The organism is Pontibacter locisalis (assembly GCF_042684605.1).
GTDB lineage: Bacteria > Bacteroidota > Bacteroidia > Cytophagales > Hymenobacteraceae > Pontibacter > Pontibacter locisalis.
Genome location: NZ_JBHULU010000003.1, coordinates 113756 through 137586, shown reverse-complemented (window position 1 = coordinate 137586; position 23831 = coordinate 113756). Strand labels below are relative to the sequence as shown.

The window sequence follows — 23831 nt, the reverse complement described above, 5'->3', positions numbered from 1 at the left end:
ACACCAAAAGATAGAACTATGAATGACATGATAAAAGCAATGGCAGGTGGCTTTGCAGGCGCCTGTGTTTTAACCTTAGTACATGAAACCGTTAGACGGTTTGTGCCTGATGCGCCACGAATGGATGTGCTAGGTATGCGATCCATCTCCACGCTGATGCAGAAGGCAGGAGAGGAGCCACCAAGAGACAAAGAAGAACTTCACAACTGGGCACTGGCGGGTGACGTGGTGTCTAATTCTTTGTACTACAGCCTGGCTGGTAGTGGTAAAGATGCCTGGTGGCGCGGGGCGCTTCTTGGTGCAGCAGCAGGGGCCGGAGCCGTATTGTTGCCAGGGCCTTTGGGATTGGGAGAGGAACCAAGTAATAAAACAACAAAGACGCAGGCCATGACAGTGGGATATTATTTACTGGGCGGCTTAGTGGCTGCTGCGGTCGGTTATGCTTTGTCAGATGATGAAGACCAATAGGTAACCATAAAAAGCAGCAGGGGCGGATAGATATCTACCCGCCCCTGCTGCTTTTTATGGTTATTGGTTTCCTCCTCCAGTACCACCCGGAACATCCTCTTCTTCCGTAGCACCAGGGCTGTCAGCTGTATCTAAAGGACTGATATTGTCTTTTGTTAAATTTTCGTCTTCTTCTCTCATCATCCCATCATCTTCAGTATCGTTCAAACGGCCATCAACTTCGTTCTCGGTTGTCTCAGTGTCTACACCTGTAGTGTTTTCAGTACCGCAGCTGTACAAACCCACACTTAGAAGTAAAGCTCCTGATAAGAGAAATGCATATGTTCTTTTCATAATAATCAACTTTGTTGTTAAATACTTTTTTACGAACCTACCCGAAATTAGATAATGTTTTTCATGCTCTTACTGAGGGGTTTGCTCTCGTTCATGCAAATAATCCTGTCTGGCCTGCTCTAGCTCTGCAATGATCAACTCCCTTTTTTGTTGTAACTGCTCTACTACGTCTTGTCTTTTGAAAAACAGCTTCAGAAGGAGCCAATGCTCTTGTGTATGTAGTGCTTTGATCCAATACCGTAGCGTGAAAAAGCCACTGACAGGCAGGCTAAGCAAGTATAGCATGAATAAAAGGAAATCCGGAGTAAATAGTTTCCATACCAGCCAGCCCTCCAGCGCATAAAACAGCGGGAAAGAAAAAATGCCAACTGTCAGCATGATGGGGGCATACCACTCCTCTTCTTTAGTAACAGCTCTGGCTACCTTAGATGGGATGATGTACGGAATGTAATTATGAATGAGGCCATACAAGTAAACCGGCATTCCCAGCACCAGGTAAAGCAGGCCTAGTACGCTCTTCCTGACTATAGTGTCGCGGCTTTTGCCTAAAACAGCATCCTGCAGCCGAAGGCGCTCTAGCTGTAGCATGTAATCACTGATGGCTCTTTTTAATGTGGCTACACGGTCCGGTGCTGTCTGGCTGAAGTGGGTGATGCTTTTTACAATTGCTTTGGTGAGTATAAAGTCATGCTCGTGTGCAGAAGCGCTTGCCGGGGCAACTGCGGCCAGTTTGCCTTTGTATAGCGTTTCTACCTGCCGTGCCAGCGTGTCTTCTTCGTCGGTGAGGGTATGTATGATCAGGCGCTCCATTCGGCTCCTGATCTCTTCCGTCAGTGCAATTACTGCCTCTTGGTTATCCTGCTTATAAGCATTAAGGTAATCAGCAACTGCAATGGGCTCACCTATGTTTACTAAAATATCGCTTCGGAAGCGAGTGGCATCAGAATAATTTAATCCTACGGGTAAGATCTTAACTCCAATTGGCTGTGGTTGTGCGGCCTCTGCACCTAATGCTATTCGTGCGGTGCCTGTTTTAATCTTCCGTAATCTTCTTTGGTTAAAGCTGTTCCCTTCCGGAAAAATAAGTAGCGTTCTGCCCTGTTCCAACGCCTGAAAGCTGGCGGCAAAAGCCTCTTCATTGCTAACAACCTGATCGGGCTTGTCTTCTTTTCGGTGTATGGGGATGAGGTGCATCTGGCGGAGCATCCAGTTCTGAAAGCTTGACCCGAACACGGTACTCTTGGCAATGAAAAAAACAGGTTGTCGTAATAGCGAAGCTGTTACAATAGGATCCATAAAAGTGTTTGGGTGATTAGACACCACCAGCAAGGGCCCCTGATCAGGAATCAGGTGGCGATTACTAACCTCAAATTTCCTGAAGAACACCCACAGGCCAGCCTTGTATATGAACTTAAGCAGTGCGTAAAGCATGAGCACTTAGTAAAAGCGATTTATGGTTGAAGAAAAAGCCAATATACCACTTTTGGTGTAAGAGTTTATCTGGTAGAACCCGTGCTTTGGGAGAAAGCTGTTTGGAGCGGTTATGGTTAGAGATTAGTGTAAAAGACAACAAAGCTACAGAAGCACCTATATGTTAGTCTTCCGGGCTAAAGCTAGTGGAGAGTAGTAAGTAATTATTCTGCCTTCACAGAAGTAAGCCAGTCATAGGCAGAGGTTAAGTCATCAAAAGCCTGACTTTCGAAAGGAATAGGATAGTTGGTGTTTTTAAGGAATTGTGGTAAAAGTTCTTCGGCAATCTCATCGAAAGAGTTAAGAACTGCAAAGCGTTTAAGGGGAAGATTACAGAACAAAGGCAAAAACTCTTTTACTGTCCAGATCAGATCTTCTTTAGAAAGAGCCGGTAGTAAACGCCGGTCTGCAATGGCAAAATGCACATCATACAACCTTACAAGTGAATTGAACCTGATAAGCGCCTCACGGTATTGGTCGCTGGTGCATTTGCCATACCATTGTGTTACCAGCACATTAGGTTCCTCATAAAGTTCAACATGTAAGTACTCGGAGTCGAAACATATCATAAAAGGGTCGGTTTTGGGTACTGCTTACATTTAGTAATGATAAAAATTATTTCATTAAGAATCAAAGTTTTAACTAAGTAAAATTACGTTTTAGCCGTAGGGCTAATTAACATAGGAGGTATGTGCCGGAGAGCAACATTTGGAATAAAGCAGGTTATACAGGTGCTCTAATAAAGCTGCCCCACCTGCAGAGCCATAATGCAGATAGGGCAGTAAGTTTTTGTTTTATAAGAGATAAATTAGTCCTATTTAGTACGGAGGTTATTCGCGTTGCTGCCATCCAGCTTGCGGGTGTCTTCTTCTTTTTTAGCGGCTACATTTCCAGCCTCCTCTTTCCCCTCATACTCACTGTCCATTATATCAACTTCTTTTTTCTTAACTCCGGTAAGTGGCTCAGGATTTTCATCAGGCAAGCGCTTACTCTCATCAGCATTGGTGATGAAGTCATCATCTTTAGGTGTTTCCATGTCTTTTATTCATTAGTCTACACTTATAGTTTACGCAAGCTAGCTTGAATGTTTGCTCTAGTATGAAAGGTAACTGAGGAAAATCTGAGTGGAACTTATTGGAAAATATTTTAGGCAAATCTGTGGTTTAAAGCACATTTTACTCAATAAGTTTTAGAAGTTGTAGCTTTTACTTTTGCCTGCCCCAATATTTTGCCTTAACTTTGGGCAATTTATACATACCACACCATGCCTAAAGATACCAGTATTAAATCTGTTCTGATCATCGGCTCCGGTCCCATTGTCATTGGCCAGGCCTGCGAATTTGATTACTCCGGCTCTCAGGCCGCCCGCTCGTTACGAGAAGAGGGGATTGAGGTAATTCTTATCAACTCTAATCCGGCTACTATCATGACTGACCCTGTAACGGCAGATCATGTGTACCTGAAGCCGCTTGAGAAAAAGTATATTATAGAAATTCTAGAAAAGCACCAGATCGACGCCGTATTGCCAACCATGGGTGGCCAGACTGCTCTTAACCTGGCTATCGATTGCGACAAGGCAGGGATCTGGAAAAAATACGGTGTTCGTATGATCGGGGTAGATATTAAAGCTATCGAGACGACAGAAGACCGGGAGGAGTTCCGGCTAAAAATGATCGAACTCGGTATTAATGTCTGTAAGGGTGAGACAGCCACTTCCTTCCTGGAAGGTAAGGAGATAGCCCAGGAAATAGGCTTCCCATTGGTGATTCGCCCTTCGTTTACTCTTGGTGGTACGGGGGGCGGTTTTGTTAATACCCCTGAGGAATTTGACGCAGCCCTAACCAGAGGTTTACACGCTTCGCCAACACACGAGGTGTTGGTAGAGCAAAGTATAGTGGGCTGGAAAGAATATGAACTGGAGCTGCTCCGGGATAATGCGGGCAACATCATCATCATTTGCTCCATAGAAAACTTTGACCCGATGGGAGTGCACACCGGCGACTCCATTACAGTAGCGCCAGCCATGACCTTGCCCGATACAATTTATCAGCAAATGCGTGACCTGGCTATTAAGATGATGAATGGCATTGGTCAGTTTGCAGGCGGCTGTAATGTACAGTTCTCTGTTAACCCGGAAGATGATATGATCATCGCCATTGAAATCAATCCTCGTGTCTCCCGTTCTTCGGCACTGGCTTCTAAGGCAACGGGCTACCCTATAGCCAAAGTTGCGGCCAAGCTTGCCATTGGCTATAACCTGGATGAACTGAAAAATGCCATCACGAAAACAACATCAGCATATTTTGAACCGGCGCTGGACTACGTGATCGTGAAAATACCTCGCTGGAACTTTGACAAGTTCCCGGGAGTAAACCGTACGCTGGGGCTGCAGATGAAATCAGTGGGTGAGGTAATGGGTATTGGCCGTACCTTCCAGGAGGCATTGCAGAAAGCCTGTCAAAGTCTTGAGATCAAGCGCAACGGAATAGGGGCAGATGGCAAGGAGATGACTGACTACGATAAGCTGATTCACAGCTTGTCTAATCCTAGCTGGAACCGCCTGTTCAGCATTAAAGACGCCATGCGTATTGGTATCCCAACTAGTACCATTCAGAAACTGACTAAGATCGACCCTTGGTTCCTGGCTCAGATAGAAGAGCTGGATGGAATGGAGAAGGAGATCGAGAAGTATAGCTTATCTACCATTCCGACGGAGCTGCTGCGTGAGGCCAAAATAAAAGGCTACGCTGACCGCCAGATCGCGCACCTGCTGCGCTGCCTGGAGAGCGAGGTGTTTAACGTACGCCAGGAGCTGGGTATAAAGCGTGTGTACAAAATGGTAGATACCTGCGCGGCCGAATTTGAGGCGACCACACCGTATTACTACAGTACATTTGATGGGGAGAACGAAAGCATAGTTACAGACAAAAGGAAAGTGGTAGTGCTGGGTTCTGGTCCTAACCGTATTGGTCAGGGTATCGAATTTGATTACAGCTGCGTGCATGGGGTGCTAGCTGCACGAGAGTGTGGCTTTGAAACCATCATGATCAACTGTAACCCTGAGACTGTATCTACAGACTTCGACATCTCGGACAAACTATACTTTGAACCGGTGTTTTGGGAGCATATTTATGAGATCATTCTGCACGAGAAGCCAGAGGGCGTGATAGTGCAGCTTGGCGGCCAGACAGCTCTTAAATTAGCCGAGAAGCTTGACCGTTACGGAATAAAGATCTTTGGTACAAGCTACCAGGCGCTTGACCTTGCCGAGGACCGTGGCTCTTTCTCATCGCTGCTTCGAGACCTGAGCATCCCGTATCCTCCATTTGCTGTTATCGAAACGGCAGAAGAGGCGCTGGAACTAAGCAAGGAGCTTAAATTCCCGCTTTTGGTACGTCCTAGTTACGTGTTGGGTGGTCAGAATATGAAGATCGTGATCAATGAAAAAGAGCTGGAGGCTCACGTAATTGATCTGTTAAAAGACCACCCGGGTAACAAGGTGCTTCTGGACCATTTCCTGGACAATGCCATCGAAGCTGAAGCAGATGCAATATGTGATGGGGAAGATGTGCATATCTGTGGTATTATGGAGCACATTGAGCCGGCAGGTATCCACTCCGGTGACTCTTACGCTGTACTCCCTCCATTCGACCTGAGTGAAAATGTAATGAGGCAGATTGAGGAGCATACCAAAAAGATTGCAGTGGCTCTCCGAACAGTTGGTGTGATCAATATACAGTTTGCGATCAAGAATGAAACGGTTTATATAATTGAGGCGAACCCAAGAGCATCTCGTACCTTCCCGTTCATCGCTAAAGCTTACCGTGAGCCATACATCAACTATGCTACTAAGATCATGTTAGGCGAGAAGAAGGTGAAGGACTTTACCTTTAATCCATACAAGCATGGATATGCCATCAAGGTGCCGGTATTCTCTTATAATAAGTTTCCTGAAGTGAACAAGGAGCTTGGTCCGGAGATGAAGTCTACTGGTGAGGCAATTTACTTCATTGATGACTTACAGGATGACTACTTTACTAAAATTTACTCAGAGCGTAATTTATACTTGAGTAAGTAAGGTGACAGTACAAAAAAGGAGCGGCCCCTTCTTAGGATAGAAGGGGCCGCTCCTTTTTTGTACTGACTTTTATCGATTGATTATTGAGGCTGGTATAAAAAATGTAGCTGATTTATGTGAACAGCTTGTGCAGTCTGAGGCTCTTTAATTAGCTTTGTGTCTTGTGCCCCAGTTGCTTTTAGCCTAAAGGTAGTCTTTGCTTTTTATTTGTTAATCCACATTCTAAAGGAGAATAGTATGCGCAGGAAAATAGCTGCAACTCAAAAAGCTACATGGCTTTTTGTTCTGGTAATTGTCGTTTTGGCGGGCTGTACTGCTCCGCGTGCAGTCATTAACTCTGGCAAGGTAACGCCTCATGGTAAATTTAAAGCTGGAGTTAACTTTGGTGGCAACATTGCTTCAGAGCCAATCAGTCAGTTAGATGATATCACCAAGGCTGCTGTTGATGCTATTGCTAAGAAAGACACTGTTTTTTATGATGCCGAAGTAGAGGCGGCTACAAAGGCTCTTGTTGCTTATGCTCTTGATCCTGTTGGGCCCACCTTTGATTTTTATATACGCTACGGGGTTGCCCCTCGCGTGGATGTGGGCTATAAGTATGCTTCTGGAGTACACGTATTCGATACCCAGTACCAATTCTTAGGCCCTACTGGCACACCTGAGGCTCCGGGCCAGGGTGATTGGTACGGCAGCATTGGTTTACAATATGCAGGGCAGAGTTCCGAATGGGTTGACAGGCTTTTCCTTGATAAACTACAGCCGGTATTACAGTTTACCGCCAAGCGAAAAGATGTTACAATTCCAATTATCTTCAGTAAGTCCTTTGGCCCGGAAGAAGAGAAGGGAAGTATAGCCTTTGGTGCCGTTTATAACCACACGTTCATAAAGTATGGTTTTGAGCCGGGTAAGCTGTTTAAAAAGTATGGAAGCGAGGTAGAAGAAATCAACCCGCTTATGGAAAAGAACGATTTCGGTTCTTATGGTCTCTTTGTTAATGCCAGGTTCGGCTTTAAGTATGTGTACATTGTACCTGCTTTAACTGTTTACTACCAGAACTACGGCGATTATAAACTTCTGAACAAGGCCGTTTACAGCTATTCAGGTCTCACGCTTATTCCGTCTATTGGCCTTCAGGCAAGCTTCGGGAAAGGAAAATAAAAGACGATACGATTTACTTAAGCCCTCTCTGGATATTTGGAGAGGGCTTTTGCTCTTAAATGAGCACCTTGTCCTGTAAAATGTTTTAATGCCGGTGGGTGAGCTACGGCTTTGATGAACTTATGAACGCAGAGGCCGAGAGCTTAATCTAAATGAAAGACTGCCTTTGTTCAGGGTATAAAATTCCAAAGGAACTAAGCTATACTTCAAAGCATTAAACAAGTATACTTCTTATCTTTGCAGCAGCAAGTCAAAACGACAGTTGTAAATAGTTTTGGCAAAGGAATTGTATAAAAGAAAAGGTACTGTTTAGAAAGTACTTCCTTTTAAGAAAGCATTGTCATGATCAAATTCATATTCGTTACCCTACTTATTATTTTCTTTATCCGTATGGTGGCTCCTGTTCTGTTCAGGTGGCTGTTGGCATTTTTTGTAAAGAAGAGCATACGCAATGGCACGTTCTTCTACAGCAACATGAAGCAGCAACAGCGTCAGTACCAGGATTTTCATCAGAACAACAGCCAGAGCAACGGTAAGGCGAAAGGCAACGTGAAGATAGACTACGTGCCAGACCAACCTGACCGGAAGGATTTCAAAGGCGGCGAGTATGTGGATTATGAAGAAGTGAAATAAAACTATTATCTTTCAACCTCTATTCTGAGGTTTTTGAAAGATATGACAACACCCTTCAACTTCAAGCGTGATGTGCTTCCTCACATCATTGCTGTACTAGTTTTTCTTATCCTGACGGCAGCATATTTCTCGCCGGTTTTATTTGACGATAAAGGTCTTGCCCAGCATGACATGCTGCAGTTCAGAGGCGGTGCCCAGGAGGTGCTTGATTTCCGTGAAACAACCGGAGAAGAGGCGCTCTGGACAAACTCTATGTTCAGCGGGATGCCTGCTTACCTTATCCAGACACAGTTTCCTGGCGACTGGTCTATCTACCTTCATAAAGTACTTACCTTAAACCTGCCTCCATTGGCAGGCAACATATTTATTACCCTGCTCTGCGGCTACATACTTTTTGTGGCGATGGGCATGAGTTCCTGGCTTTCCATAGTAGGCGCAGTTGCTTTTTCTTTTACCTCCTATAACCTTATTATACTGGAGGCGGGGCATAACACAAAGTCCCTTACTATAGCCTATATACCGATGGTACTGGCTGGGCTTATTTATGCGCTGCGTAAGAATTTCTGGATTGGTGCCGCGCTGTTTGCTGTAGGCTTAACCCTGAACCTGCACTTCAATCACCTGCAAATGACATACTACATGCTTTTGCTGGTACTGATATTTGCAGTAGTGGAGATTTTTTACGCTGTGAAGCATGGTACGATCGGAGAGCTTTTGAAGCGAGGGCTGCTGTTAGGCGTAGCTGCCGTTCTGGCTGTGGGCGTAAACTTTGGAAGACTGTATACAACAGCAGAGTACAGTGAGCACAGCATTCGTGGCAAGTCTGAGCTAACGCAACCAAACAGTGGCGATGATGTTGGCAGCGGCTTGGACAGAGAGTATGCCTTTAACTGGAGCTACGGCGTAAGTGAAACCCTGACTTTGCTCATACCTGACTTCTATGGTGGAAGCAGCAGCGCCCCGCTGGATACAGATTCTGAGACGTACAATGCTTTTATTAAAATGGGAGCGCCTCCTGTGCAGGCGGAGCAACTGGTAAAGCAGGGACTGCCAATGTACTGGGGCCCACAGCCAATGACGAGCGGACCTGTTTATGTAGGTGCCATTGTCGTTTTTCTGTTTGTGCTTGGGCTATTTATTGTAGATCGCCGTTGGACAAGCTGGTTGGTGGCGGGTACCATTCTATCTATTGTGCTGGCGTGGGGTAAGAACTTTGAAGCTTTCAACTACTTCATGTTCGACTACTTCCCGCTTTACAACAAGTTCCGTGCAGTGTCTTCTGCTTTGGTTATTGCTCAGATTACGATGCCATTCCTGGCAATACTGGCCCTTTGGAAACTACTGCGAGAGCGTGAACTGATTAAAGATCTTGATAAGAAGCTGCTCCTGTCCGGAGGTATCACGGGCGGCATTTGCTTGCTGGTGTGGCTCTTTGCGGGTACCTTCAGTTTCGCTTCTGGCACCGATCAGCAGTTGATCCAGGCGCAGTTCCCAATAGATGCCATTCGTGCTGACCGTGAGAGCATGATGCGCTCTGATGCTTTCCGTTCGCTGGTGTTTATATTGTTAGCAGGTGGTCTGCTGTATGTGTATGTGAAGAATAAAGTCTCTGCGACAGTAGCTATTGCCGGAGTGGGTGTTTTGATGCTGGTTGATCTTTGGGCTGTGGACAAGCGTTACCTGAGCGAGTCTGATTTTAAGCGTGATGTATTAACTACATACTTCCAGCCTACGCAGGCAGATCAGATTATCCTTCAGGACAAAGACTTAAGCTACAGGGTTATTTATTTGCCAAACCCTTTTAACGACGCCCGTACTTCTTACTTCCACAAGTCTATTGGCGGATACCACGGAGCAAAGCTTCGCCGTTACCAGGACGTAATTGATCGTCATATTTCCCAGAATAACCTGGAGGTGTACCGCATGCTGAATACCCGCTACGCGATTACAGGCAATCCGCAGCAGCCGGTGCAGCGTGTGCCTGGTGCATTGGGCAACGCCTGGTTTGTGGAGGAGGTTAAGCCAGTACAATCACCGGATGAAGAACTGGAGGCCCTGACAATGTTCGATGCTGGAACAACGGCAGTTATAGATGTTACCAAATTCCCGGTTGAGAAAAAGGAATACACAGCAGATAATGCGAACATTGAGCTGGTCGCATATCAGCCAAATTACCTGAAATATGAATACCAGGCAGAGCAGGAGGGGCTAGTGGTGTTTTCTGAAGTATACTATGCCGACGGATGGCAGGCTTATCTGGATGGAGAGCCTGTGGATCACATCCGTGCCAATTATATATTGCGCGCGATGCAGGTGCCAGCCGGAAAACACACTATTGAGTTCAGGTTTGCTCCTAAAGCTTATACTCTTGGTAATACTATATCGCTCATTTCCTCTATCCTGCTACTTATTGTTGTGGTTGGAGCAATAGCCTATGGTGTCAGAAAGAAACCAACCGAAGAGCCGATTGTAGCTAAAGTATAAAAGCGAAAGCGAGTGCTGAGCCCAGTTCTAATCTAGAATAATGCTTTTTTAGGAGCCTCAGCTAACTGCTGGGGCTTCTTTTTAACTTATGGAGGCACCCCTTCAACAAATAAAAGATCCGCTTCTGGAGGAGCATCAGTTGTCGCTTTGGGTAAAGCGGGAGGATTTGTTGCACCCTCACATATCGGGTAATAAGTGGCGTAAGCTGAAGTACAACTTGCAGGTTGCCCGAGAGCAGCAGAAGACAGCGCTGCTTACTTTTGGAGGTGCTTACTCTAACCACATTGCTGCCACGGCAGCAGCCGGCAAGGAGTATGGCTTTAGCACTACTGGTATCATACGCGGAGAAGAACATCTGCCGCTTAATCCTACTCTTAGCTTTGCAGCCTCTTGTGGAATGGAACTGCACTATATCTCACGGGAAGAATACAGAAAAAAGCAAGAACCTGCTTTCCTGCAGGAACTGAAAGAGCAATTCGGACAGCCTTACATCATTCCCGAAGGAGGCACAAATGCATTGGCTGTAAAAGGATGTACTGAGATTATAGAGGACATTGCCATTGATTACGACTATGTCTGCTGCGCCTCAGGAACAGGGGGTACTACGGCAGGTATCATAGCAGGCTTAGCCGGAAATAAAAAAATATTAGGGTTTCCAGCGCTGAAAGGAGGTGAGTTTCTGCAGCAGGAGATAGAACAGCTAATTACAAGCTACAACGGACAGATGTACAGGAATTGGCAGCTCATCACCGATTATCACTTTGGAGGCTATGCCAAGGTAAAGCCGGAGCTGGTGGACTTTATTAAGGCTTTTCAGGAGCAGCACCAGGTGCCGCTGGAGCCGATTTATACCGGCAAAATGATGTATGGCGTGTTTGACCTGATCAGGCAGAACTATTTTCCGAGGGGCAGCAGGATAGTAGCAGTGCACACAGGAGGGTTGCAGGGTAACGCTGGCTTTAGAGAGCGTTTGGGTATTGTAGTGTAGCTGGAGCTGTAAGATTCCTGGAGAAAAGGCCGGTACCGCTGTTTGTGCAACTTATTAGGGAGGTTAGCAGTTTTGTAGTCATATAAGTAAATTCTCTGTCAACGGCACATAACAGCACCCATGCCTTTACTCCGTCTTCTTATCAAGCTTATCCCCTGGATCATTGTACTCGTAGCCGGCATCTTCTTGTGGCGTATGGTAAAAGAGTACTTCTCTGAATCTGAAGAGAAGAAAGAACCTGAAGTTGTGGTAAACTTCAATACCGTGCTTACTTCTGTGGAAGACCTGGGAAAGATGGAGCTGGTGCGCTATAATTTTAAGGATGTGGTGGAATATGAGAAGAATGTATCGCGATGGGTGCCCAATTCAAAAGTAGTCTTGATTGTATCCGGAGAGGCTGTTGGCTGTGTTGATTTTACGAAAATAACGCAGGCTGATATTCAGTTCCAGGGTGACACACTGGTGCAAATTGCCATACCTGAGCCTGAAATCTGCTATTATAAAGTAGACCACAGCAAATCGAAAGTGTTTAGCAAGGAAAACACTTATTTTCAGGATGCGGACCTGGTTCAGGAAAGCTATAAGTATGCAGAGCAGAACGTAAAGAAGGCAGCACTGAACTCAGGCATACTCCGCCAGACGAAGGTAAACGCAGAAAAAATCTTGAAACCGATACTGGAGGAAGTAACCGGTCGTCAAGTGGTACTGGTGCCGCAACGCAGGATACAAAATCCAAAATTGCCGCCTAAGAGATAGTGATTGGTAAGGCTAGTCTTCCAGCCCTTTTATAGCATCCTGCACCAGGTCGTTTTCATATCCTTTGCTCACTAAAAAATAAGTAAGTTTCTGTCGGCGCTGGAAAGGGTTCTTCTCTTTTTCAGTGGCATTCTTCTTCTCCAGTAAGTGCAGCAGGTTCTGCTCATATATCTCCGGATCTATTTCTTTCATACCTTGCTTGATACAATAGTCAGAGATGCCCTTGCTCTTCAGGCCCTGCATAATTTTGCGACGGCCCCATCTCTTCAGGCCATACTTGCCACGCACATAGCTTTGCGCATAACGCTCCTCATCAATCATCTTTTCCTGGCTAAGCCTGATGATCAATTCCTCCACATCGTCTGGCTCTAAACCATAAGAGTACAGCTTGTCACGCACTTCCTGCTGGGTACGGTCCTGGTAGGCACAGTAGGCTGCTGCCTTGATAAGGGCTTCCTTTGGGGTGTAGGTTTTCTGTTTCTTCTGTCGCTCCAAAATGGTGTTATAAGTTGTAATTCTAAAACATGCAGCTGCTGTTCATGGTTCGCTGTGGAGACTTTGTCCTGTTACAACTGTCAGGGGAGGTAGCAATTTAATCATTCAGTAGTCAACTATTAGCATTCAAAGATTAAATCCCGGACTTTTGTAGTGATAAAAGTTGAGGTATGCTATCAAAAGGAGTCCGATACATGCTGCTGGCCACGTTCTTCTTTTCAATGATGAATGTGCTTGTCAAGCAGGTATCGCATATACCGGCCGTGGAGGTTATTCTTTTCAGGTCAGGAGTGTCATTGGTGATGAGTTGGGTAATGCTGAAGCGGCAAAATGTGAGTGTTTGGGGTACCCATCATGGTTTGTTGATTACACGTGGCGTTACAGGGGCAATGGCGCTAATTCTGTTCTTTATCACACTTCAGAATATACCACTAGCCACAGCCGTCACTATTCAATACCTATCTCCGATTTTCACCACTATTCTGGGTGTATTCATTGTGAAGGAAAAGGTGAAGCCGTGGCAATGGGTCTTTTTCCTGATATCGTTTAGCGGGATTCTGGTTATAGAAGGCGTAGATGCCCGCATTTCACCCCTCTACCTGGCGTTGGGCCTGGGGAGTGCCCTTTTTGCAGGAATAGCTTATAACATGATCAGAAGGCTGAATACACGGGAGCACCCGTTGGTGATCGTCTTTTACTTCCCGTTGGTAGCCTTGCCTGTCACTGGTTTGTATTCGCTCTTCAACTGGGTGCAGCCTGTTGGCTGGGATTGGGTTATGCTTATTGCGATAGGGGTGCTCACGCAGTTGGCACAATATTACATGACGATGTCTTACCAATCGGAAGAGCTATCGAAGGTGGCAAACCTTAACTATATTGGTATCATCTATGCTTTGATCTTCGGCTTTGTGTTCTTTGGTGAGCTTTTCAGTGTTTGGTCTTATGTTGGAATGGCACTGGTACTGGTAGGGGTGGTTCTGAATATCCGCTACAAGAGCCGCATTACGAAACAAGAGGCTCTGGCAACGATGCCGTCAGAAAAGATTAATAGGTAGAGCTCTTAAGCAGAAGCTCAGGTGCCAGGTCAGGTGAAATATTAACAGACTTTTCTTCGTTTAAATAAAATAGATCTGCATCGTATAAAGTTGTTGCCTTCTGCAGGCAACCTATACATCACTTATTCGCATCTGTATCGTAGAGTAAAGGCAGTAACTGTAAATTGCTTATTCTTTATAGTGAAGCTGCTACTTCGTGTTCGTATAGTACTTGCCTAAACCACATAATGCATGCGCCCTTTCTGCCTACAGCTTTTTCTATTTATCTTGTTGTTGCCGGTTTTAACCTATGCCGGTACCCTGCGCGGACGTATCACTGATGAGAACGGGCAAGGCCTGCCCTTTGCCAGTATTTACATAAAAGAGACAGCCAGTGGCACTGCGTCTAATGACCAAGGCTTTTACCAGTTGCAGCTGCCAGCCGGCACCTATACACTGGAGTTTAAGTATGTAGGGTATCGGGCAAAGAGTGAAACAGTAACAATAGGGGAAGGCACACAGGAGTTAAATGTGCAATTGTTGCCGGAAGTGCTGAATCTGAAGGAGGTTGTGGTGCGGGCAGCAGATGAAGACCCTGCTTATGGCATCATGCGCAACGCTATCCGGCTGCGCAAATATCATCAGAATGAAGTGAATGCCTGGCAGGCACAGGTATACATGAAAGGTGTTTACAGGCTGGACAAAGTGCCACCGAAGGTTTTGGGTATAAAAGTAGTGGATGTGGATACGGGTATAGTATACCTTTCGGAGTCTGTCTCTATCCTGAACTTTAAGAAGCCGAACAAGATCCATGAGCGGATGATCTCGAGCAAAGTTAGTGGCCAGAAGAAAGGCTTTAGCTTTAACCAGGCCTCCGAGATGAACATCAGCTTTTATGATCCGCTGTTGAAGGTGCAGGGGTTAAGTGAACGGGGTTTTGTCTCGCCCCTGGCCAACAATGCACTGTTCTTCTACCGCTTTGAGTACCTCGGTGCTTTTCAGGAAAATGGCCGCACAATCAATAAAATTAAAGTAATCCCGCGCCGGAAAAATGACCCGGTTTTCTCAGGTAATATCTACATTGTAGATGGCAGTTGGCGCATACACAGTACCGATCTCAAGCTCACTAAAAATGCCGGAATAGAGTTCGTTGACTTCATCCGTGTGCGGCAGGTGTATGCTCCTGTGGCTGAGCAGGTATGGATGCCAGTTTCTCAGAAGTTCAGCTTTGAGGCCGCAGGGCTTGGTTTTAAGGGGGGAGGATATGCAACAGGAGTTTATTCAAAGTATAAGGTAAAGCCTGCTTACAGTAAGCCACCAGTGCTCAAAGAAGTAGAGCCTGAAGAAGAGGTTATTGTTGCGGAAGCAAGACCAGCAAAGAAGCCAAAAGTAAAACTCATTAAGCCCGAAGAGATTGCACCTGAGGAACAGCAACCTCTGCAGGATGAGGAGTTGTTTAGTAAGGAAGTGTTACTGGTGGAAGAGGATGCTAATGTGCGTGACTCAGCTTATTGGGCTTCTGTAAGGCCAGTGCCCCTGACGCAGGAGGAGGTGCAGGATTATGTGAAGAAGGATAGCATGGAGGTAATTAAAAACTCCCAGGCTTACCAGGATTCTGTTGACCGTATCAGGAATGTCCCTTCAATAGGCAACTTCTTCTTAGGGGGCTACACTTACTCCAACACCTACCAGAAAAAGTATTATCGCTTTACTCCCCTTGTAGATTTGTTGGGCGGCCCGAGTTTATTGCAATACAATACAGTAGAGGGTATAGTAGCTGATGTCCGCCTTGAGTACCGGAAAACTTTTGAGGACCGGCGCTTTTATACCATTGAGCCTGCAGTGCGTTATGGGTTCTCAAATGAAAAGCTAAACGCGAAGCTGCTCTTAAGCTATAGGTATGATCAGTTTAAGAACAGCACCATTTCGTTGGAGGGTGGGCGCTATGTTAACCAGATCAATAGCCTAGAGCCCATTTCCCCTTTTGTGAACACACTGTATACTTTGTTTGCGGAGCGTAATTACATGAAGCTGTACCAGCGGGACTTTGCCCAAATCGCGTATCGCAGTGAGATATGGAACGGTGTGGGAGTTAACACCTTTATCAACTATGCTCACCGTATGCCGCTGCAGAATACGGCAGATTTTACGTTCAGGGGTAAAGATGATCAGGAAAGCCAGTTTACTTCAAATGTGCCTGTGAATGCAGAGCTTGCAGATGCTTCTTTTGCTCCGCACGAAGCACTAACACTGATGATTGGCATCAGCTATAAGCCAGGGCAGAAATACATCACCCGTCCGGATGACAAAATAAACCTGGGTTCTAAGTACCCGAGGTTTACACTGAGCTACCGTGGCGGACTAAAGGCATTGGGAGGAGATGTGCAGTATAATACGGCAGGCCTACACATCAGCGATAATGTGGGTATGGGCCTGTTTGGGACGAGTGAGTATAGCGTATTGGGAGCCATTTTCTGGGGAAAAGAAGACATGCGCCTGCTGGATTACAAGCATTTTAATGGTAACAGGACACTCCTGGCAGGTGTTTATTCCGGTTTTCAACTGCTGGACTACTACCGCTACAGTACTAACAACAGGTACCTGGAGGCGCATTACGAGCATCATTTCAATGGCTTTCTGTTTAACAAGATACCCCTTTTCCGTAGACTTAAATGGCAGGAGGTGTTTAGCCTAAACTACCTGAATACCCGCGAATCAAAACATTACCTGGAGCTTGGCCTTGGCATTGAACACATCTTTAAAGTGCTACGGGTAGACTTTGTCACTTCTTTTCAGGAGGGGAATAAAGCGAAGACAGGAATAACAGTTGGATTAGGATTTTAATAACCCTGCTGGCGTGGCTTTTAATATGGAGTCTTGCTTCTGCTGTGACCGCCATAGAAGGCTGTCAGATAACTTATTACCGTTGCAGACGTTAAAAATACCTTAAGAACTAATTATCAGAACCGACATGAAGACCTTAAAGAATATATTTAAAACAAGTACTGCAATAGCTTTTCTTGCTGTTGTAAGCTTTGGCTGCGGCCAGCAGGATACCGACATTGACGAAGACACCGGCACAGCCGAAGCTATAGTTGAAGGTAATCCAGCAGCGGCTAACCTGAATGAACCGCGTCCTGCTCCAATAGGAGATACGTCTGAAACAGCTCAGCAGGCTAACAGATTTGGAGAAATGAGTCCTAACCAGGATTCTGCCGCCAGAGCCATGGAAAAACTTGACGAGCGGAAGAGACGACAAAACCAATAAGTTGACCTTTAACTGAATTGCCCCACCAGTAAGAGCTACTGGTGGGGCAATTTTTATTTTACCACAGCGGTGGTGCCAACAGGTGGTATCACCAGGCCATCTCCTCTCTTTTTCCGGCCTTTCAGGTTAATATTGTAGATGATCACAGAGACAAAAATGATCAGGTAAGCAAGGACCTGTAGCAAAGAGGCTTTCTCGTTGAAGTACAGAAACGCCATCAGGAAGTTCAGGATTGGGTTGATGTACATCAGAATGCCAATTGTACCCGAGGTAAGCTCTTTCAGTGCATAAAGGTTCAGGAACAAGGGCAGCACTGTAAACACAGCGCTCAGAACAGCAACATTCAGGAAGAAGTGTGTGGTCAGATCCGTTGCAGGGCCTTCATTAAAGAAGCTGTAGAAGGGACCTATTAGTGCAAAAGAGAGCAGGAGTTGGAGCGTCAGTAGCACAATCTTATCATACTCTTTCAGAATGCGCTGCGAGATCAGGTAAAAGGCGTAAGTCAGGGCGATCATCAGGCTGAATAGTAAGCTTTTTATTTCGCCGGAACCTATAAGCGCACAGCTAATGGCACTTAACCCAATGGCAACCCACTGGTTTGATCGCAACTCTTCTTTTAAAAGCAGGAAGCCCAGTACTGCTGTAATGATCGGGCAAAGCAGGTAAGAGAATGACCCGGTCTGAATATTAATATGATTTATTACATATATAAACAGCAGCCAGTTTACAGTAAGTAAGATCGCCCCAAGGGTGGTGAAAAGTATAAACTTCCGCTTCTCCTGAGGGAGGCTTTGCTTTACTTGCCTAAACGTTTCTTTTATGCGCTTTCGTCGGAACAGACCTGAAATCACCAACAGCAGAGCAACTGACAAAGCTACTCTGAAATATAATATTTGTCCGCTTGGGTAAGCTGCCAAGGCCTTGAGCGGAAAAGGGATGAATCCCCAAATTATAAAAGCAGCAAGCCCTGCTGCATAATATGGTTTTTTATTCGAAGTATCCAAGTAATCTCTGGGAATGAAATTTTGCAAAGGTAATCAAAGCCAATTCTGTTTATGTGTTGCTACACTGTTTTTGTTGTTGTCACCAGACTGGGTGTGGTCAACCAAACGTAGCCGCGGAGGTTTTCTTTAACTCATAGGGCTTCGCTTTCGTCTCTTAACTACTAAAACGTATCTTTGATGTACGTAATACCCAATCCTATGCTCACTTTTCAGCAGATCACTTCTATTGTTGGTGGTAAGGTTGTGCAACATGTACAACAGTCTCCTGTCGCGCATCTTCTTACAGATAGCCGCAAACTATCCCAGCCTGCAGGGTCAGTCTTTTTCGCAATCAAAGGCAAGTTTAATGACGGGCATAAATACCTGCAGCAGCTTTATAGCCAGGGAGTTCGGGCTTTTGTGGTAGAACAGGGGGAGCAAAGGGAGCTGTCGCGGCTATACCCTGAAGCAAACATCCTTCAGGTGGAGAACAGCCTGGAAGCACTGCAGGAGCTTGCGACATGGCATCGGGCGCAGTTTCACATTCCCGTAATTGGCATAACCGGTAGCAATGGCAAAACCATCGTAAAGGAGTGGCTGGCACAGCTGCTTAGTCCGGATGAACTGGTTGTGAAAAGCCCACGCAGTTACAATTCACAGCTGGGAGTGCCGCTGAGTGTGTGGCAACTGGAGCCAAATCACACGGTAGGCATCTTCGAAGCAGGCATATCGCAGCCCGGCGAGATGGAGAAGCTGCAGCATATCATTCAGCCCACCATGGGCATCTTTACCAATGTTGGCAGCGCCCACGATGAAGGCTTTTCTTCCCGGCAGCAAAAGATTGAGGAGAAGCTCAAGTTGTTTAAGAATGTTGAACTGCTTTTCTATTGCGCTGACTACGAAGATTTACACCAGGCTGTGCAGGCCCGACAGATCCACTCGTTTACCTGGTCAAGAAAGGAGGAGGCAGACCTTTCAATAAAAGCAGTTACTACTGCAGGGCACCGAACCATCATCGTCTTCAGTTACCATGGTGAGAAGCAGCGGCTGGCTGTACCGTTCACTGATGAAGCTTCCATTGAAAATGTTCTTCATTGTCTGGCTGTGCTGTTATACCGCAATCTCTCTATTTCTGAGATACAGGACCGGCTTGACCGGTTGCAACCTGTAGCAATGCGCCTTGAGATGAAGGAGGCTATCAACGGCTGCTACCTCATTGATGATACATACAACAATGACTTAGCAGGACTGGCCATTGCACTGGACCTGTTGGTAAATCAGCCGCAGCGGGGTAAACATAGCGTTATACTGTCTGACCTGCTGGAGTCAGGGTTGGCAGAGGAAAAGCTTTATACAAAAGTAGCAGAACTGGTGCAGGCACGGGGGGTAGAACGGTTGATAGCTATAGGGCCCACTATCAGTAAGTACAGAAGCCTGTTCAAAGTGCCTGCTGAATTTTACACAGCCACTGAAAGTTTTCTTTCTCAGTTTGATGCAGGCAGCTTCCGGGATGAGGTGATCCTGGTGAAGGGTGCGCGGGTTTTTGGTTTTGAAAGGATTGTGCACGCTTTTCAGCAGAAAGTACACGGTACGGTACTGGAGGTAAACCTGGACGCTCTGGTGCATAACCTGAACTACTACCGCTCCAAGCTCGCCCCGGACACAAAGCTGATGGTAATGGTTAAAGCCTTTGCCTATGGAAGTGGAAGTTTTGAAGTGGCTAACCTGCTACAGTTTCACAGGGTGGATTACCTTACCGTGGCCTACGCCGATGAGGGCGTGCTGCTGCGGGAGCATGGTATAACCTTGCCGATCATGGTTATGAATCCTTCTACAGATAGTTTTTCTAAGATTAAGCACTATAACCTGGAGCCGGAGATATACTCGCTGGAGCTGCTGGAAGCTTTACTGAAATCTGTAGTGGCTACCTCTTCTTATAGAATTCACCTGAAACTAGATACAGGTATGCACCGGCTCGGCTTTTTACCAGAAGACTTTGATGCGCTCTTTAGTTTACTGCAACAGTATCCACAGGTGCAGGTCGTAAGCGCTTTTAGCCACCTGGCCGGTGCTGACGAAGCCTTGCATAACGATTATTCGCAGCTGCAGATCGCTAATTTCAAAAGTATGGCCGCTGAGGTGGAGGCAAGGCTTGGTTACCAGGTCACGAAGCACATCCTGAATTCTGCAGGTATCGTGCGTTTCCCGGAGCACCAGATGGACATGGTACGGTTGGGAATAGGCCTGTATGGGGTGGAGGCCACAGGGGTAGAACAGGAGGCACTCAGGCCTGTTAGTGTTTTAAAGACCACTGTTTCCCAGGTTAAAGCTATCAAGAAAGGGCAGACGGTGGGGTATAGCCGCAAGGGAACAGCAGATCAGGACAAGAAGATTGCCACCATTGCTATTGGGTATGCTGACGGTTACGACCGCCGCTTCAGCAATGGTGTGGGGCATGCAATTATACATGGCAGAAGATGTCCTGTTATCGGCAACGTCTGCATGGATATGTGTATGATTGATGTTACTGGTTTGCCTGTTACTGCAGGAGATGAAGCTATCTTGTTCGGGCCGGCTTTAACGCTCGTAGAGCTGGCAAAGAGCATTGGCACTATTCCTTATGAACTGCTGACTAACGTTAGCTCCCGGGTGAAGCGGGTATTTTATTCAGAGTAAGCTCCAAATCTATAAATCTTTTGCTTTAGTGTTGAACACCTTGTAACTTGCAGTTGTTTATAAACAGTCTAAATAAAAACAAACAGAGGTGCGAAATACGACAGAAGAGCAGCAGGGGCGCAAGAGTGTACGTGACCTGAATATAGGGGAGAGCGGCGTAATTTGTTGCCTTCAGGATCCAGAAATGGGATTAAAGCTGCTTGAGATGGGATGCATTCCAGGCACAGAGGTTAAGCTAAACAGCCGTGCCCCCTTTGGAGATCCCATCACCATCATCGTGAATGATTACACCCTCTCTTTACGATTAGACGAAGCCGAGACTATTTTGCTTAAATAGTAATTCATTTGCATGACTGTAGTTACCCAGCCTGAAAAAGTTAAAGTAGAGCAGCCCCTTGTACGCAAGACAGAGGCAAGAATTGCTTTAATAGGTAATCCAAATTCAGGAAAAACTTCTCTTTTTAATCAGCTTACCGGGCTAAACCAGAAGGTCGGCAACTTTCCGGGTGTTACAGTAGATAAGAAAATAGGCTACAGCCAGCTTACCCCTGCGTTAAGAGCGGAAATCATAGATTTACCCGGTACTTACAGCCTATACCCTAAGTCCCTGGATGAGCGGGTAATTATAGACCTGCTTTATGATCCCGCTTCCAAACATTACCCTGACCTGGTTATTGTTACTGCTGACGCTTCTAACCTGAAGCGTAACCTGCTGCTGTTCACGCAGCTGGCCGACTTGCGTATTCCGGCGGTGCTGGCACTTAACATGGTGGACGTAGCTGAACAGGAAGGCGTTAAAATAGATGTGGATGCTCTTCAGCGTGAGCTAGGGGTACCCGTAATACCCATGAATGCACGTAAGGGTGTCGGTGTTGCAGCGCTTAAGATAGTTATGACGCAGCAATTGGAGCCCACCCCTGTTTCTTTCTATGAGATACCGGAGGGGCTGGTGCCGTTGCTGCAAAATATAAAGGCCCGCTTTGGCCTTAGCACAGAGTACCTGGCGCTGCACTATGCCCATCAGTACAAGAATCTAAGATTTTTGCCGGAAGAGGATGGTGTCTGGCTGGATGAGCAGCTGGATTCAGAGGGCTTCAAATCAAATACTTTACAGGCTAATGAAACCATAGCCAGGTATGTTCGCATCAACGAACTGCTGTTGGATGTGGTGCGTGTAGAGAAGGCAGTAAAAGATGAGAAGTTCAGTAACCGGCTGGACCAGGTGCTGACGCATAAGGTATTTGGGTACCTGATCTTCTTTGTCATCCTGTTCCTTATCTTCCAAGCCATTTTTGCGTGGGCAAGTTATCCCATGGATCTTATTGATCTTGGCATTGCCAACCTCAATAGCCTGATTCAGGAGAACTTTGAGGGTCCTTTAGTGGATATGCTTACCGAAGGAGTGATTGCCGGCTTAGGAGGCGTACTTATATTTGTGCCGCAGATTGCCATTCTCTTTGCCTTTATCGCCATACTGGAGGAAACCGGTTATATGGCGCGTGTTACGTTCATGATGGACAAGATCATGCGCAAGTTCGGCCTCAATGGTAAAAGCGTAGTGCCTTTGATTTCGGGTGTGGCCTGTGCCGTGCCTGCTGTTATGTCTGCCCGAACCATTGAGAACTGGAAAGACCGGATGATCACAATTTTTGTGACGCCGCTAATGAGCTGTTCTGCACGCATACCGGTGTATACCGTACTCATTGCTCTTGTAGTGCCAGAGAAATATTACCTGGGGTTCCTGAACCTGCAGGGCCTGGTGCTTATGGGGCTTTACCTGATTGGCTTCCTGGCTGCCATTTTCTCTGCCCTTCTGTTAAAAACGATTTTAAAGGCCCGTGAGAGAAGCTACTTTATCATGGAGTTTCCGGTATATAAGATGCCTCGTTGGAAGAACGTGGGGATTACTATCATGGAGAAATCGAAGACGTTTGTCTTTGAGGCTGGTAAAGTGATTGTGGCTGTTTCAATTATTCTGTGGGTGCTGGCATCTTACGGCCCCGGAGATAATTTTGAGGTTGCCCGCCAGAAAGCACTGAAGGAGGCTGCCGCTGAGAACCTGACGGAGGTGCAAACAGAAAACAGGATTGATGCGCACCAACTGGAGTCTTCATATGCCGGCATTATCGGCCGTACGATTGAGCCTGTTATAAGGCCACTTGGCTACGATTGGAAGATAGGCATAGCCCTGCTCACTTCCTTTGCTGCACGGGAAGTATTTGTAGGTACCATTTCCACCATCTACAGTATAGGGGAGGAGGAGAATGTAAGTACCATCAAAAACAAGTTAATGTCGGAGAAGGATGAGAACGGGGACCCTTTCTTTACCCCTGCCCGTGCTTTTTCGTTGATGATCTTCTACCTCTTTGCGATGCAATGCGTGAGTACGCTTGCCATTGTGCGCCGGGAAACCAAGAGCTGGCAATGGCCATTGGCGCAGCTGCTATACATGAGTGGCCTGGCTTACGTGATGGCCTTCATCACCTATCAAATTTTTAGTTAATAGAAGCCTGCCTTTTAAAATTTACTTTACTGAAGCAGCTGGTTTAGTGCTGCTTCAGTAAAGTAAATGCTGTTTTCCCTCTCAGTTGTTCGCCAAAATTTTATCTGCTGCGTATACTACCGCAGAATAGCTGCAGAAGCTTTTGCACAAGCGTTTTTTCCTGAAGCTATTTGATCATCTCCTGAGTTTTAGTACCCTATTTTCAAGTTATTAGTAATTAGTATGTTATGTAAATAGCTGCTATATAACTAAAAATTATGTTGTAACTTTTTTCTTTCTATTGTAGAGAAATATTTTGCTAAAATGAACTTAATTCATTAAACTTGTTAATCATCTCACCTTAAACAGTTGTAAATATGAAAAAACCACTACTCTCTAAGAAGTCTATTCCCAGCCCTTTTTCATAAGCGTTTTCGGCTGCAAACTCCATAACCATCTTCTTCCATTAAAATTTCAGAATAATTTTGTTCTGACGGGATTCTATTGTCTTTTGTCACTAGAATG

19 protein-coding genes are annotated in these 23831 nt (G+C 46.0%); 13 read left to right on the top strand and 6 right to left on the bottom strand.

Annotated features, from left to right (window positions below; all coding sequences use genetic code 11):
• The first annotated feature begins 18 nt into the window (after positions 1-18).
• Positions 19-468, top strand: a complete 450-nt coding sequence (locus ACFSRY_RS02810) for a hypothetical protein (protein ID WP_377503250.1) — start codon at positions 19-21, stop codon at positions 466-468.
• Between the two features lie 60 nt (positions 469-528).
• Here the strand turns inward: ACFSRY_RS02810 and ACFSRY_RS02805 are convergent, their stop codons facing one another.
• From ACFSRY_RS02805 to ACFSRY_RS02790, 4 genes are all read right to left on the bottom strand, one after another.
• Positions 529-801 (bottom strand): hypothetical protein, encoded by a 273-nt coding sequence (locus tag ACFSRY_RS02805; protein WP_377503249.1) that lies wholly within the window; start codon positions 799-801, stop codon positions 529-531.
• A gap of 69 nt (positions 802-870) precedes the next feature.
• On the bottom strand, positions 871-2232 hold the full coding sequence (locus ACFSRY_RS02800) for a lysophospholipid acyltransferase family protein (protein WP_377503248.1): 1362 nt from the start codon (positions 2230-2232) through the stop codon (positions 871-873).
• Between the two features lie 203 nt (positions 2233-2435).
• The gene (locus tag ACFSRY_RS02795; protein ID WP_377503246.1) at positions 2436-2840 is read right to left on the bottom strand and encodes a hypothetical protein; all 405 of its coding nucleotides are present in this window, start codon (positions 2838-2840) and stop codon (positions 2436-2438) included.
• A gap of 245 nt (positions 2841-3085) precedes the next feature.
• On the bottom strand, positions 3086-3307 hold the full coding sequence (locus tag ACFSRY_RS02790; RefSeq protein ID WP_377503244.1) for a hypothetical protein: 222 nt from the start codon (positions 3305-3307) through the stop codon (positions 3086-3088).
• Between the two features lie 228 nt (positions 3308-3535).
• On the opposite strand from ACFSRY_RS02790, the gene carB reads away from it, so the two are divergent.
• From carB to ACFSRY_RS02760, 6 genes are all read left to right on the top strand, one after another.
• A complete protein-coding gene (gene carB / locus ACFSRY_RS02785; RefSeq protein ID WP_377503241.1) occupies positions 3536-6349 on the top strand; it encodes a carbamoyl-phosphate synthase large subunit in 2814 nt (937 codons plus the stop codon).
• 237 nt (positions 6350-6586) lie between these two features.
• Complete coding sequence (locus tag ACFSRY_RS02780; RefSeq protein ID WP_377503239.1) at positions 6587-7507, top strand: hypothetical protein; 921 nt, start codon at positions 6587-6589, stop codon at positions 7505-7507.
• 342 nt (positions 7508-7849) lie between these two features.
• Positions 7850-8140, top strand: a complete 291-nt coding sequence (locus tag ACFSRY_RS02775; protein ID WP_377503237.1) for a DUF4834 family protein — start codon at positions 7850-7852, stop codon at positions 8138-8140.
• 42 nt (positions 8141-8182) lie between these two features.
• Entirely contained in the window at positions 8183-10624 is a 2442-nt protein-coding gene (locus ACFSRY_RS02770; RefSeq protein WP_377503235.1) for a YfhO family protein, read from the top strand.
• A gap of 88 nt (positions 10625-10712) precedes the next feature.
• Positions 10713-11612 carry a 1-aminocyclopropane-1-carboxylate deaminase/D-cysteine desulfhydrase gene (locus ACFSRY_RS02765; RefSeq protein ID WP_377503233.1) on the top strand — a complete coding sequence of 300 codons (900 nt, stop codon included), beginning with the start codon at positions 10713-10715 and terminating at the stop codon, positions 11610-11612.
• A gap of 120 nt (positions 11613-11732) precedes the next feature.
• A complete protein-coding gene (locus ACFSRY_RS02760; RefSeq protein WP_377503231.1) occupies positions 11733-12368 on the top strand; it encodes a DUF4230 domain-containing protein in 636 nt (211 codons plus the stop codon).
• A gap of 12 nt (positions 12369-12380) precedes the next feature.
• On the opposite strand, the gene ACFSRY_RS02755 is transcribed toward ACFSRY_RS02760, so the two are convergent.
• On the bottom strand, positions 12381-12863 hold the full coding sequence (locus ACFSRY_RS02755; RefSeq protein ID WP_377503229.1) for a regulatory protein RecX: 483 nt from the start codon (positions 12861-12863) through the stop codon (positions 12381-12383).
• A gap of 170 nt (positions 12864-13033) precedes the next feature.
• Here ACFSRY_RS02755 and ACFSRY_RS02750 point away from each other — a divergent pair, with 170 nt between their 5' ends.
• From ACFSRY_RS02750 to ACFSRY_RS02740, 3 genes are all read left to right on the top strand, one after another.
• Positions 13034-13918, top strand: a complete 885-nt coding sequence (locus ACFSRY_RS02750; RefSeq protein WP_377503227.1) for a DMT family transporter — start codon at positions 13034-13036, stop codon at positions 13916-13918.
• 231 nt (positions 13919-14149) lie between these two features.
• Positions 14150-16741 carry a DUF5686 and carboxypeptidase regulatory-like domain-containing protein gene (locus tag ACFSRY_RS02745; RefSeq protein WP_377503225.1) on the top strand — a complete coding sequence of 864 codons (2592 nt, stop codon included), beginning with the start codon at positions 14150-14152 and terminating at the stop codon, positions 16739-16741.
• Between the two features lie 127 nt (positions 16742-16868).
• On the top strand, positions 16869-17165 hold the full coding sequence (locus ACFSRY_RS02740; RefSeq protein WP_377503223.1) for a hypothetical protein: 297 nt from the start codon (positions 16869-16871) through the stop codon (positions 17163-17165).
• Between the two features lie 53 nt (positions 17166-17218).
• On the opposite strand, the gene ACFSRY_RS02735 is transcribed toward ACFSRY_RS02740, so the two are convergent.
• Complete coding sequence (locus ACFSRY_RS02735; protein ID WP_377503287.1) at positions 17219-18169, bottom strand: EamA family transporter; 951 nt, start codon at positions 18167-18169, stop codon at positions 17219-17221.
• 198 nt (positions 18170-18367) lie between these two features.
• Here ACFSRY_RS02735 and ACFSRY_RS02730 point away from each other — a divergent pair, with 198 nt between their 5' ends.
• From ACFSRY_RS02730 to feoB, 3 genes are all read left to right on the top strand, one after another.
• Positions 18368-20824 (top strand): bifunctional UDP-N-acetylmuramoyl-tripeptide:D-alanyl-D-alanine ligase/alanine racemase, encoded by a 2457-nt coding sequence (locus ACFSRY_RS02730; protein WP_377503286.1) that lies wholly within the window; start codon positions 18368-18370, stop codon positions 20822-20824.
• An 88-nt stretch (positions 20825-20912) separates the two neighbouring features.
• Entirely contained in the window at positions 20913-21161 is a 249-nt protein-coding gene (locus ACFSRY_RS02725) for a FeoA family protein (protein WP_377503221.1), read from the top strand.
• 12 nt (positions 21162-21173) lie between these two features.
• Complete coding sequence (gene feoB / locus ACFSRY_RS02720; RefSeq protein WP_377503219.1) at positions 21174-23327, top strand: ferrous iron transport protein B; 2154 nt, start codon at positions 21174-21176, stop codon at positions 23325-23327.
• Positions 23328-23831 lie beyond the last annotated feature (504 nt).